This is a genomic window from Streptomyces sp. AK08-02, from assembly GCF_033795085.1.
GTDB lineage: Bacteria > Actinomycetota > Actinomycetes > Streptomycetales > Streptomycetaceae > Streptomyces > Streptomyces echiniscabiei.
Genome location: NZ_JARAZV010000006.1, coordinates 1 through 12399 on the forward strand (window position 1 = coordinate 1; position 12399 = coordinate 12399).

Below are 12399 nucleotides of genomic sequence, written 5' to 3' on the forward strand. Positions count from 1 at the left end.
GCCGCCGGCCGCCGGGCCCACACCGAACGCACCCTCGTCCTCAGCCTCTACGGCATCACATGATCAAACCGGACGACCCGGGCAAACGCCGGGGCCCTGCGGTTGACGAGCCCTACCCAGCGGCGCCCGTACTCCTCGAAGTCGTCGATCTTGTCGGCGTCGATCTCGTACTTCAGGTGAATGGTGATCATGCGTACATGATGCGGCGAGGCCCCAGAGAGCGGTCGGCTGGTCCGACGGCATCGCGTCCGAGATGGACTTAGCTCCGCTTCGGCGACTCCATGGAGGCCCCGCAAACTCGCCTGCTCGCTCATCATCGCCACCGCCCTCTTAAAGTCATCGAGGGGTAGTTGTTAGGGTCATGACATGGCGACTAAAGTGATCGTTCCCGGAGACGTGCGTACGCGCGCAGAGATAATGCCGGTGTTCGGAGGAAGCGGGCAGGGCGGAATATGCCCCTCCGTTGAAAAGCAGAGCGTCAACCTGTATTCAGACCCATCCGTCGGAGAGCTTAACGGATACTACGACGGCTGGCTGGCAGAGGAAGACGACCTGGGGCCCATATTCGAATACACCGGGGCGGGTAAATCCGGCAACCAGACATTCACTGGTGTAGCAGGGTCAGGAAACCGAGCCATACTACGCCACGCTGAACAGGACCGCACTTTACGAGTTTTTATAAAAGTCGGCGTACTACCTAAGAGTGGCACCAAGACGCATCAGTTCATCGGGGAATTTACCCTGGATGTTCTAGAACCTTATGTATGGCGCAGAGTACACGGAAACGACAACAAGGAACGCAACGTAATCGTTTTTCGCCTGCGACCGGATGGCGAATTTCGGCACTCGTCGAAGAACTTAATCCCCGCCGCACCGGAGACCACATGGGAACTCGTCCCCTTTGAGATAGTCACTGCGGCTAACTTCCATAGCGATCCTGCAACTACTGGAACACTGCCAGTTTCCAAGCAGCGCAGAAACAAAGCAAGCTCCCTTAAAAAGGCTGCCGAAAATGCCGCCACGAGTGGCACCTTCGTCGTATCAGAAGCATTCAACAAGAAAATGAGCCTCCGGTCGTCGGCAGCAGCCCACATAGCCGTACGCCATGAAGCCGAATTGACCCGTACCTACATGGCGCACCTCAGAGAGGTCGGACGCCAGACCGGCGCCTTCCAGATAAAAGTCAAAGGGCTTACCTCCACCCTCAGGACAGATCTCTATGACGCAACGGAGCATGTACTTTACGAAGCTAAGGGATCTAGCGCACGCGAGGACGTAAGGATGGCCCTGGGGCAGATTTTAGACTACAGCCGTTATGTGCGAACTATTGAGCATCCAGAGCCACCCAAGCGCGTAATTCTCCTCCCCGCGAAACCCGACCTGGACATGTTTGACCTGTGCAAAATGTATGGGGTTGAAATTGTCTACAGGTCAGAAAATGGCAGCTTCATCGGGGAATCGGTACCAACCGACTAATCTTTCAGATATGCCTCTATGACCCTTCCAGCACCTTGAGCGGCCTACCTGCGGGAGTCATACGCCATCGACGCGAAATAGCGCCAAGCCGAGTGGCTCCCGCATACGGCACCAGATCTAGCGGATTCATCCACGCATCAGAGAAGTGAATGTTCAAGTGTAACGCGAGAGCCAAGAGGATGTCCTGAGACGCATCCGTATCAATTTGCGCAAGCAGAAACCCTGGACCGGGCGAGCGCTCTAGAAGCAAACTATCAGGGTTCTGCCACTGCAGATGCCCCTTGCCTAGCACCCAAATGCTGTCAGGCCATTCAACTGGCGGTCGGGTCTGACACCATTCCATAAGATGACTGCCAATCGTCTCCAATTTGAGACTATCAAAAGCAATGACGATCCCCGAGGTCGGGAAGAAGTCGTAAGCCTTCCCATAGGCAAGCGTTTTTCGCGGCACAAGCCCCGGTGACGGGCGATATGAATCTTTCGACATGCGTCGCAATTTACTAATTTTATTGCACGCATCTACAAGCTGTTGCTTGTCTAATTTTGTCTTCACTTCGACAACGCCATAGACACACTCGTTCGGGAGGATCCTATACCCGTTCAGGGTGGTGAACGGTGGGGTTCCTCGATCTGCGAGAACGATGTCGCACTGCGGAGAGGTCTCATCGGAAGCTGTGACTATCTCAGCGTTATGTATCGGTTCCACATGAGATGGTAGATGGCTGGCGAGAAACTCCCGAATGAGAGCTTCTCGAGAAGTTCCTGCTTCGCCGTTGTGGCTGAAATTTCTCGACTGCTCGAAGTCTGCGCGCATCCGCATTGCAACCGAGCTGAGGATTCTTCCGAGTTTCTCTTGAGTCATGAAATAATTCTAGGGCAGCGCAACAGGTGAGTGCAGCTATGCCGGCAACTCACGCCTCTCCCCATCCGGCAGTCGGTCATCGCCTGCGCACTGTCACTGCCCTCTGTTACACATGAGTCAGCTGCTGATCGATCAAGGGAGCCAGAGTGTCGGAGTCGGGGGAACTCGCGCAGCCCGCCGTGGGCTTGTACGAGGAGCTCATCACGGTGCGCTTCGAGCAGAAGCTCAAGGAGTTCGCGAGCCTCGGGTGGCATCTCGTGAGCGACGCGGTGGGAGACGAGTCGACTCCCCATGTCCTGGCAAGACACATCACCCGGACGGTGCGCCGTGTGCTTCAGAGCATCCCTGCCGAGGAGCGGGTATACGCCACCAACCACATCTTGGAGTCCATCAGCACTCTCAAAGGGGCCCAGGAGTGGGTGGAGTTGGTGGCAGACGGACCTCGCCAGCTCTTGGCCTTGACACGGCAGGAGGCTCCTGGTGTCTTCGCCGTTCGTCCCGGGATCCCCCTCTCCGAAACGGCGCTTATCACCAACTCGCCTGAAGACCCCAGCCTCGGCTTCGAGCTACGCGCCGAGCTCGCCACCGCTGACCGCGTCGACCTGCTCTGTGCCTTCGTGAAATGGCATGGCCTGCGCATCATCGAGCAGTCTCTACAGGCTGCCCGTGAGCGGAACGTGCCGATACGCGTCATCACGACGACTTACATCGGCGCCACCGAGCGGCGCGCACTGGATCGGCTGGTGCAGGACTTCAACGCCGAGGTCAAGGTCAACTACGAGACCAGGTCGACGCGACTCCACGCCAAGGCATGGCTGTTCCGCCGGAATAGCGGATACGACACCGCGTACGTCGGTAGTTCCAACCTCTCCAAGGCCGCACTGCTCGATGGCCTGGAGTGGAACGTCCGGCTGTCGTCCATCGCAACGCCCGACGTACTGCGGAAGTTCGAGGCGACCTTCGAGTCGTACTGGAGCGATCCGTCCTTCGAGATGTACGACCCGGAGGCCGACGGAGCTCGACTCCAGGAAGCCTTGGCGATCGCCGGAGGCACCTCTGCTACGTCTGCTGCAGATCGCCGAATCACCTTGTCCGGCCTCGAAGTACGCCCCTATCCGCACCAACGCGACATGTTGGAGCGGCTCGAAGTTGAGCGAGAAGTGCATGATCGGCACCGGAACCTACTCGTCGCAGCGACGGGAACCGGCAAGACCGTGATGGCGGCCCTGGACTACAAGCAACTACGCAAGAAGCACGGCCGTGACCTTCGGCTGCTCTTCGTCGCTCATCGCAAGGAGATCCTCCAGCAGTCCCTACGGACCTACCAAGACGTCTTGGTAGACGCGAACTTCGGCGAATCCCTACACAGCGGAGAGATCCCGGAGCGTTGGACACATGTCTTTGCCAGCGTGCAGTCACTCAACGCCCGGGCGCTGGACAGGCTCGCCTCCGATCACTTCGACGTGATCGTGATCGACGAGTTCCACCATGGGACTTCGCCGACATACCGGAAGATTCTCGATCACTTCGAGCCACTGGAACTGCTCGGCCTGACTGCGACTCCTGAGCGCATGGACGGCAAGAACATCCAGGACGAGTTCTTCGATGGTCGCATTGCCGCCGAGATGCGGCTGTGGGAGGCCTTGGAGAACGACTTGCTCAGCCCCTTCCACTATCTCGGCATCAGCGACAACACTGACCTGAGTGCGGTGAAGTGGCATCGTGGGGCGTACGACGCAGGCGCTCTGAGCGAAGTGCTGTCCGCCAATCACGCGCGGGCGCTGCTGGTCTTGAAGGCTGTTGCGGAGAAAGTCGCCGATCCCACCGCCATGCGCGCGTTGGGCTTCTGCGTCTCTGTCGCACACGCGCACTTCATGGCGCAGTCCTTCCAAAAGGCCGGCATCAAGGCCGTTGCCCTATCCGCTGTGACCCCCGCCGACGAGCGCAAGCAAGCACTGGACCATCTCAAGTCTGGTGCGCTGCAGGTGATCTTCTCGGTCGACCTCTTCAATGAGGGCCTGGACATCCCCGACGTGGACACCTTGCTCCTACTACGTCCTACCTCCAGCGCAACAGTCTTCTTGCAGCAGCTCGGCCGGGGGCTCCGACGTACCGAGAACAAAGCGGTACTGACCGTGCTCGACTTCATCGGTCAGCACCGCAAGGAGTTTCGCTTCGAGAATCAGTTCCGCGCGCTAACGAATCTGACCCGCAAGCGGCTCTTGGACAACATCGAGCACGACTTCCCACAGCTCCCGTCTGGCTGCCAGATCCTCCTTGAGGAGAAGGCCAAGAAGACCATCATCGCCAATATCAGAGACCAGATCGGCGTCAACGTCACGGCTCTGGCGCGCGAGGTGGCGGATTACGCAGAACCGACGCTCAGCCGCTACCTCGACGAGAGCGGACGCGAGCTCAAGGAGCTCTACCGGGGCAACGGGAACTCGTGGACAGGTCTACTCCGCCGTTCTGGTCTCCTGAAGGGTGAGGCTCCGGAAGGTGAAGCGGCCCTCCTCAAGCGCGTCTCGGCGTTCCTCCACGTGGACGATCCCCTGCGAGTTGCCGCGTACACCCGGATGTTGGAGGACGACTCCCCTTCGTACGACGCCCTCGACGAGCAAGGGCAGGCATACGCGCGCATGCTCTTCTTCCAGTTGTGGCCGCTTGGTGGCATCGTCCGCAAGGGATACGCCACCTACGACGCCGGGTTCGCGACCCTGCGCAGACACCACGCCGTACGCAGTGAGCTGCGCCAAGTGTTGGAGTACAACCTCGCCCACACCGAGCACGTACCGATCCCGCTCTTGGGTGTTGGCGGCCCAAGCGGCGTCCCGCTCACCGTGCATGCCTCCTACAGTCGTGAGGAAATTCTTCCTGCACTGGGGCAGTCGTACATCGGCGGCTTCATGCCGGCCGACTTCCGTGAGGGCGTGAAGTGGTGCGACTCCATCAAGACGGACGCGCTCCTCATCACCCTAGAGAAGGACGAAAAGGACTTCTCGCCGCAGACGCGCTATCACGACTACGCACAGAGCGAGACTCTCTTTCACTGGGAGTCCCAGAACCAGACATCAGCGACCTCTCCCACGGGCCTGCGGTACCAACATCACCTCACTGAGGGCAGCAACGTCCTACTCTTCGTCCGCCGCTACAAGAACACCGATACCGGCGGTGCCCAACCGTGGATGCTGCTTGGCCCGGCCGACTACGAGAAGCACACAGGCAGCAAACCGATGGCGATCACGTGGAAGCTGAAGCACGAGATTCCGGCGGACGTGTGGACGTACTCGGCGATTGCAGCCGGGTAGCGTCTCACGCCGAGAGGCCCCTCACCGCAGCTTCGGCTTCTGCCTCGAAGTGCATCTGCGCTCGGTCCAAGACGTCATCCGCGTCACAGCCGTGCGCTCGGAGCCAGTGGAGAAGGTCAGCAATGGCGGCGATCACTGCTTCCTCCGCCGTAACCGCGCTCAGCCGACGTGAACCAGTGCTGGTCGGTAGGTTCGCGCCACAGCGAAGTTCGAGCATCTGCTCCGCTCTCGTCACACAAGAGTGTTTACGGTGCCCGTTGGGCGAGGTCAGGGAGGTGGCGAGTTCACACCACGTCACCTTCCGGTCAGCGAGAAGCTGAACACCCCAGCGGTCGGTCACGAAGGTGACGAGCTCCATACCCCTCCCCGTCTCGGAGTTGATGCCAGCGTTCAGGAGTGTCGGAAGAGCACGGGTGTCAGGGTCATGAACCTCGATACGCAGACGGGTGCCCTTCATCGAGACCGCGAGCGTGGTGGGGGTACCTGGACCGACGTGGGTGATCACGTTGGACACAAGCTCGCTGACGCAGAGCTGGGCCGCGTCGACGAGCTCGTCCAGGCCCCAGATTCCCAAGTGGATCCGCAGCACACGCCGTAGCCCTGCCACCTCCTGACGCTCCGCCAGAAAACGAAGCTCCCACGGCTTACGTGACATACACGCTTCCTGGATCACGAAGACCTCTCTCGTCGCATGCCGTCCCCCCTGACCCAGCATGATCAGCGGAGCGTTGCACGCACTCACAGCGAGTTGCGTCACTGGAAGGATGGACCGAGCGTATCCCTTCATGCAATGTGCACGGCGGGATTCCCACTTCCGAGTGATTGGCAAGCACCCCTCTTGGCGCAAGACTGAACGTCCGCTATCCGAAAGAGGGTTGAAGTGGCCGGTTCACCGACGGCACGGCGCCGCCGTCTCTCGATCGAGCTGAAGAAGCTCCGCGAGAAGAGCGCGTTCACCTGCGCCCAGGTCGGCGAAGCGCTGGACTGGAGCGGCTCGAAGGTCAACCGGATGGAGACGGGCAGCGGCAGGGTGCAGCCCTCCGACATCGATGCACTGTGCCGGTTCTACGCCACCAGTGACGAGCTGCGTGAATTCCTCAAGTCGCTTGCCCGACAGGCCAAGACGCGCGGCTGGTGGCAGGTGCACGGCGCCGGCGTACCGGAGTGGTTCAACATCTACATCGGCTTGGAGCAGGACGCTTCCACGCTCCGCCAGTACCAGTGCGAGTTGCTGCCGGGTCTGATGCAGATCGCGCCCTACACGGCCGAACTCCACACCACCGGCGCGCACATGTCCGCCGAGGACATCGAACGCGCCGTACGAGTGCGCATGGAGCGACAAGCCATGCTGACGCAGCCTGGTGCCCCCGATGCCTGGTTCATCGTGAGCGAGGCGTCTCTGCGGAACGTGATCGGCGACCGCGCGTTGATGCGACAGCAGCTTGAACGTGTTCTGGACGTATCCGAGCTGCCGAGCGTGACATTGCAGGTCCTGGCCTTCGACTCGGGCACGTACCCGGCCACGGGCTCGTTCACGATGCTCGGCTTCCCCGATCAGGCGGATCCGGACATCGTGTACCGGGACGGCATCACCGACGCCGTCTACCTGGAAGGCGAGCATCATGTACGGGAGTACACCCGGGCCTTCGACGGGCTCAGGGCCGCTGCTCTGAGCCCTCAACGTTCCGGTCAGCTGATCAAGTCCGTCATGAAGGAATACGCAGGATGAGTAACGCGGGTCCCAACAGCCACGCCTCCCTGACGTGGTTCACGTCGTCGTACAGCAATGGTGCAGGGGGTGAGTGCGTCGAGTGTGCGCTTACTGGTGACAGTGCCCTGGTACGTGACTCGAAGTGTGCTGGGAGAGCCGTGATCGTTGTTCGAGGTCAAGGCTGGCGGGCCTTTGTAGGAGGCCTGGGGGAAGGGAAGTTGAAGGGCTGATTCACGATCCCGTCCATCCTTGCCAGCTTGCCGGGACCAGCCAGAAGATCGACAACATTGATCATCTCTGTAGCGTGCCGAACCGACCGATCACTTCAGTGACCTCCTCACCGCTTCAACCAGCGACCTCGCACGAACATCGCCAGGCCCCGCGACGATGTGGTTCATCGCGTAGCCAAAGGCGATGCCGTGCTCCGGGTCGGCGAAAGCGAGCGAGCCGCCTCGGCCGGTGTGGCCGAAGGCGTTCGGCCCTGTCATGGGCTCGGTCTCGGTGGGCAGCATGTATCCGGAGCTGAACCGGCTCTGCACCACCATCACCTGGTCCGGCCCGTTTGCCTGCTCCTTCGTCGCCGACGCGAGGGTTTCCGGGGTGAACAGGCGTACGCCGTCCACTTCTCCGATCAGCGCGGCGTACATTCGAGCGAGTCCGCGCGCGGTGCCGATGCCGTTGGAAGACGGAAGTTCCGCGGCCTGAACCTCGGGTGAGTTGAAGTCGATTTCAGCCGGGTCTGTGACCTGGAACGCCCTGTTGTTGAGCGAGTTCGGGTCGCGCCAGGCGGCGACCTGCGCGCGGAGTCTCTCGGGGAGCGACTCCGGAGGCGAGGTGGTGAAGTCGACGTCCGGCTGCTTGTAGATCATGCGGCTGACCCGGTCGCGTTCACCGGCGGGCAACCCGATGAAGAATTCCAACCCCAGTGGGGAGGCGATCTCGTTGGCGACGAAGTGACCCGGTGTGCGTCCAGATACCCGACGGATTACCTCACCGACCAGCCATCCCCAAGTCCGGCCGTGATACCCGTGTGCAGTGCCTGGAGTCCATTGGGGATGCTGAGCGGCCAGCGCGGTCACCATCGGTTGCCAGGCCAACGCCTCTGCCAGCGGCACTGGTTGGTCCAGCGCGACCAGACCGGCCTGGTGGGAGAGCAGCCAGCGCACCGGGATGTTCACCTTGCCGTTCGCGGCGAACTCCGGCCAGTACTCGGCCACCGGCGCATCCAGGTCCAGGACACCGCGCTGGGCCAGCAGATGCGCTGCGGTGGCGGTCGCCCCTTTGGTCGCCGAGTAGACGAGTTGCAGTGTGTCCCGCGTCCATCGACGACCGGTCTCGGGGTCGGCGATCCCACCCCACAGGTCCACCACCGGCCGACCGTCCTGGTACACGCACACCGCAGCGCCGATGTCCCGGTGCCTGGCGAAGTTCGACACGAACGCCTCACGTACGGCTTCGAACCCGCTCTCGACCTCACCCTCGATCGTCGTCATGCTGCTCATCCTGGCATTTTCGCCGCCAGCCAGAAGGGACGGGCGGACTCATTCTCGGGGCGCCGGGCGGCGCTGGTCGCGCTTCGGTAGGAGTGTCCTCGGGCACTCCTACCGAACTCGCCGACGGCCGTAGCGACCTGTGCGGTTTACCCCACGTGACGAACCTCTCCGACCCTCTACAGCCATCCACCGCACACCCACGCGGGCACGTCCATCACAGAGCCTCGATAGCCTTGAGAATCAGGCCCCGAGCCTCCGCCCCGTACACGGCCAGGCCACGGAGCTGTTCGAATGCCTTGATGTACAGGGCGATCTCGGAGGGCTGCGTGATGTTCACTTCTGCGGAGAGCAGCTCGACGGACACAAGCGTGTCGTCGTGTACGTCGAACGTCTCCTGCGGCCACAACGCACGCTCACGCGTCGACGTGGGGATGATGCCGAACGACACCGCGGGCAGTGCCCCTGCGGTGAGCAGGTAGCCCAGTTGTGCGGCCATCGCGTCGGCGTCCCCGAGCTGGTAGTAGAGCGTGGCTTCCTCGACGACCATCACGAAACGGTGGCCTGCCTCGTGGATGATCTGCGAGCGTTGCAGGCGTGCCGCTGCGGCAGCGTCCGCGTCGTCGGGTACGGCAAGGAGACGCGCATTGGCGCTCAGCAGCGCCCGTGCGTATCCCTCGGTCTGCAACAACCCCGGGATCAGGACTGGGGAGTACACGCGCAGCAGACTCGTCGACCTGTACAAGTCCACGTAGCTGTCCTGCAGTTGCCGCAGGCCGGTACGCACGCGCTGTCGCCACTCCCGGTAGAGGGATTCCGCGTGCTGGGAGGCCGCGATGAGATCGGGAGCCTGGTCGGCCACGCCCGCAGCGCGGCACCACAGACGGATGTCCGTGGGCGATGGCGGTGTCCTGGCGTTCTCGATGCGAGAGGTCTTGGCGTGGTGCCAGTTGCATTGAGAGGCCAGCTCAGTGACCGTCAGACCCGCGTTCTTCCTCAGATCGCGCAGTTGGCGTGCCACGTTCTCGCGCGCGGCTTGGGCTGAGGAAGACGGGGAGAGGGACATGAGCCGGCCAGGGTTGCTTTCTGTCAGCGGATCTCGTACTCGTCGTGCGGGACGGCGCGTTCCCAGACTGTTTCGAACGCGTCCGAGCACTGTTTCACGATGCTTGGCTCTGTTCGCAACTCCATGGGCGGATCAGTCCAGTTGCCGTCCCCTGAAAAGTGGTTGAAGAGGACCTGTGTCCCGTCGAAGATCCACAGGTCGGCACCCGGCAGCAGCAGGTCGGCTGCCCGTCGCCGGGGCAGCCAGCGCACCTGTTCGCCGGCCTGCACGTTGACAGCAGTTCCGGCGTGCTCGTACCGGATGTAGTCGGTAGCCGGTTCGGACACGATGCGGGCACGCCGTACGACGACTCCGCGAGTGACCGCACGGGAGATCATGTCGACCCACGGCGCCCAGTATTCGGAGGCAGGGTCGACGTCACGTCGGCCTTCGCTGAGCCAGGTGTCGAAGTCGTCCACCTCGTCCCCGACGGCGTACTGGTCGCGCATTTCGAGATGCACGGCCGAGCTCCGTGCAGCCTCCATGAGCTCGTCAAAGCTGGGAACGTTCTGCGGCATCGCAGGCCTCCCTCAGGAGCGGCACCAGACGCGCGGGGATGCGGATCACTGTTTCGTGGGCGGGAATCCCTTTGGTGTGCCCAGGCGCCGTGTTCTCCACGCACTGGATCCGCGTCTCTTCGTCGGCCGTGTAGCTCTGGAGCACGATGTCCGCGGTCTCCAGATCCACCCAGGCCGTCGGTGATCCGTTCTTACCTGTGTCCGGGTCGATCCCGATGAACTGTAAATCCATGGCTGCCCTCCGTGCGACACCGTGCTCCGATGTGCACCAGAGTCAGTCTTCAGCGACAGGGCGTCAAGGGTGCGAGGTTAACCAGTCGCTCGTCAACATGGCTTACGCACATTGGTGCACATCGCTGGCCGTCGTGTGTGCCGCACCCATAGCGTCGGAACCACGACAGAACCCCGGAGAGGTGGCGAGTCCTCCCGAGGCGTGAACAGCACCGCTGAGCAGCGCCTACGTGAGGCAAGCCGCAGCCCATTCACAACTCGGCGAACGCCGGGAGCACGTACCGCCCGATCTTGGGGCGATGCGGCACCTGGCACATCGGCTGTACGGCACTCCGGAAGACGGCTACCCCCAGGGCCCAAGGCCCGCCAACCGTGAGGTGAGTCCATGCTCTGCCCAACTCCCGCGCCCAACAACGTCATTGCCACCAAACCTCGCGTCGGCCGCTCCCTGGTCACCGATGCCGACTTCGCCATGCTCGCCACGTTCTGCGCCGACGAGTACGGCTTGGAGCGCTGCGTCGCCGAGCGGGTCGTGGACCAGGCCCTCGCTCTGGTCCACGTGATGGGTACGACCCGCTCGGGAGCCCTCATGGCACCGTCCCAGCAGGTCGACCCCGGCTGGCACACGCTCATCCTCCACACCGACTGGTACGCCAACTGGTGCCAGGAGCAGTTCGGTTACTTCCTCCACCATCAGCCGAACAGCAAGACCCGTACGCGGGGACTGATGACCGACGTCGTCGGGAGGATCGGGGCAGCAGGCTTCGAGGTCGACGAGCGTCTGTGGGGCACGGCTGCGGAATGCAACCCTCCCTCATGCTGCGGCGACGGCCCCTGCTGCTGACCTGCATTCCCCACTCACCTTCAGCGGGGCGGGCCGCTCTCCCCTGGCTTGCCAGGCAGGGCCCGCCCGGCCGTCATCACCAGAAACGGACTGGCTCACGTGTCCACGACCGAGCTGACCGCGACCAGCCGTGTGACCGTCTTTCCCCTCGAAAGCCTCACCGTCGCCTACACCACCCAGTCCGGCGACGAACGCGGCCTGGGCAACATCGGGCTCGTCACCGTCGTCGACAATCACAGCGACGGAGAGGAACTTTGGCGGCTGGCCCGCGACCTGGGCGGCAGCCGCGCCTCCGACGGGGATCGGGCCCGGTGGATCCTCACCCAGGCCAGTCGCGCGCGCATGGTCACGGCGTACACGAACCTGCCGAACGCGGCCTGGACGGCGTACATCCGTCGGCGCTACGAACTCGACGCGCTGTTCGCGAACCACGACGTCCTGCTGACCGGCCGCATCACCCTGCCGATTCGCTGAACCGGCAGTGGGCGCCCTGGCCTTCGCCGATCACGCCCATTCGAAGCCGGCCAGCCGGTATCCCCCCGCGTCGAAGGTTTCCTGGTTCACCGAGATGTCGAAGGCGATCTCCAGGCCCTTGAGGAACCGCTGCTTCCAGTCGGGTATCCAGCCCTCGTCCGCGAAGACCGGGCGGCCGTCGACGTAGTGGACCTCTGGGCGGCAGCCCGCGTCGTGCATGGCCCAGTTGAGGAAGGACATCTTCGGCGCGTAATGGCCACGCACGACGTGAAGCAGGCCCTGAGCGTCGCGCGACAGAGGGAGTTCTCCTTGTCGAGTCCGTTCGAGTGCCTGGGAATCCCGTAACGGCCAGATAGTCAGGCAAGAAGCCCCGGACGACG

At 62.5% G+C, this 12399-nt stretch carries 13 protein-coding genes and 1 pseudogene; 6 read left to right on the forward strand and 8 right to left on the reverse strand.

The annotated features are described in order from the left end of the window. Positions 1–98: 98 nt before the first annotated feature. Positions 99–191 (reverse strand): annotated as a pseudogene (locus PV734_RS13290) (NIPSNAP family protein); the annotation flags it as partial. Positions 192–366: 175 nt separating this feature from the next. Here PV734_RS13290 and PV734_RS13295 point away from each other — a divergent pair. Continuing rightward, positions 367–1476 carry a hypothetical protein gene (locus PV734_RS13295; RefSeq protein ID WP_319090291.1) on the forward strand — a complete coding sequence of 370 codons (1110 nt, stop codon included), beginning with the start codon at positions 367–369 and terminating at the stop codon, positions 1474–1476. Positions 1477–1492: 16 nt separating this feature from the next. Here PV734_RS13295 and PV734_RS13300 read toward each other — a convergent pair whose 3' ends face one another. Further along, positions 1493–2338, reverse strand: a complete 846-nt coding sequence (locus PV734_RS13300) for a DUF6602 domain-containing protein (protein ID WP_319289586.1) — start codon at positions 2336–2338, stop codon at positions 1493–1495. 146 nt (positions 2339–2484) lie between these two features. On the opposite strand from PV734_RS13300, the gene PV734_RS13305 reads away from it, so the two are divergent. Continuing rightward, positions 2485–5646 carry a DUF3427 domain-containing protein gene (locus PV734_RS13305; protein ID WP_319090293.1) on the forward strand — a complete coding sequence of 1054 codons (3162 nt, stop codon included), beginning with the start codon at positions 2485–2487 and terminating at the stop codon, positions 5644–5646. A 4-nt stretch (positions 5647–5650) separates the two neighbouring features. Here PV734_RS13305 and PV734_RS13310 read toward each other — a convergent pair whose 3' ends face one another. After that, entirely contained in the window at positions 5651–6301 is a 651-nt protein-coding gene (locus PV734_RS13310) for an ATP-binding protein (protein WP_319289588.1), read from the reverse strand. A 225-nt stretch (positions 6302–6526) separates the two neighbouring features. Between PV734_RS13310 and PV734_RS13315 the strand changes: the two genes are divergently transcribed. Both PV734_RS13315 and PV734_RS13320 read left to right on the forward strand, forming a co-directional pair. Continuing rightward, positions 6527–7375: a helix-turn-helix transcriptional regulator gene (locus PV734_RS13315; RefSeq protein ID WP_319289589.1), complete on the forward strand. Its 849-nt coding sequence runs from the start codon at positions 6527–6529 to the stop codon at positions 7373–7375. Then, positions 7372–7587, forward strand: a complete 216-nt coding sequence (locus PV734_RS13320; RefSeq protein WP_319289591.1) for a DUF397 domain-containing protein — start codon at positions 7372–7374, stop codon at positions 7585–7587. The genes PV734_RS13315 and PV734_RS13320 overlap by 4 nt, the downstream gene beginning before the upstream one ends. A 90-nt stretch (positions 7588–7677) precedes the next feature. Here PV734_RS13320 and PV734_RS13325 read toward each other — a convergent pair whose 3' ends face one another. The 4 genes from PV734_RS13325 to PV734_RS13340 all read right to left on the reverse strand — a co-directional run bounded on the left by PV734_RS13325 (position 7678) and on the right by PV734_RS13340 (position 10702). Next, the gene (locus tag PV734_RS13325) at positions 7678–8850 is read right to left on the reverse strand and encodes a serine hydrolase domain-containing protein (protein WP_319090689.1); all 1173 of its coding nucleotides are present in this window, start codon (positions 8848–8850) and stop codon (positions 7678–7680) included. A gap of 214 nt (positions 8851–9064) precedes the next feature. Beyond that, the gene (locus PV734_RS13330; protein ID WP_319090297.1) at positions 9065–9913 is read right to left on the reverse strand and encodes a helix-turn-helix transcriptional regulator; all 849 of its coding nucleotides are present in this window, start codon (positions 9911–9913) and stop codon (positions 9065–9067) included. A 23-nt stretch (positions 9914–9936) separates the two neighbouring features. Continuing rightward, positions 9937–10470, reverse strand: a complete 534-nt coding sequence (locus tag PV734_RS13335) for a DUF6879 family protein (RefSeq protein WP_319289592.1) — start codon at positions 10468–10470, stop codon at positions 9937–9939. Continuing rightward, positions 10445–10702, reverse strand: coding sequence for a hypothetical protein (locus PV734_RS13340; RefSeq protein WP_319090299.1), 258 nt, complete (start codon positions 10700–10702; stop codon positions 10445–10447). Before PV734_RS13340 ends, PV734_RS13335 begins: the two co-directional genes overlap by 26 nt. 384 nt (positions 10703–11086) lie before the next feature. Between PV734_RS13340 and PV734_RS13345 the strand changes: the two genes are divergently transcribed. Together PV734_RS13345 and PV734_RS13350 are read left to right on the forward strand one after the other, a co-directional pair. After that, positions 11087–11545 (forward strand): hypothetical protein, encoded by a 459-nt coding sequence (locus PV734_RS13345; RefSeq protein WP_319289594.1) that lies wholly within the window; start codon positions 11087–11089, stop codon positions 11543–11545. A gap of 99 nt (positions 11546–11644) precedes the next feature. After that, positions 11645–12019, forward strand: coding sequence for a hypothetical protein (locus tag PV734_RS13350; RefSeq protein WP_319090301.1), 375 nt, complete (start codon positions 11645–11647; stop codon positions 12017–12019). Positions 12020–12049: 30 nt separating this feature from the next. Here PV734_RS13350 and PV734_RS13355 read toward each other — a convergent pair whose 3' ends face one another. Then, the gene (locus PV734_RS13355; RefSeq protein WP_319198812.1) at positions 12050–12259 is read right to left on the reverse strand and encodes a hypothetical protein; all 210 of its coding nucleotides are present in this window, start codon (positions 12257–12259) and stop codon (positions 12050–12052) included. Positions 12260–12399: the final 140 nt, after the last annotated feature.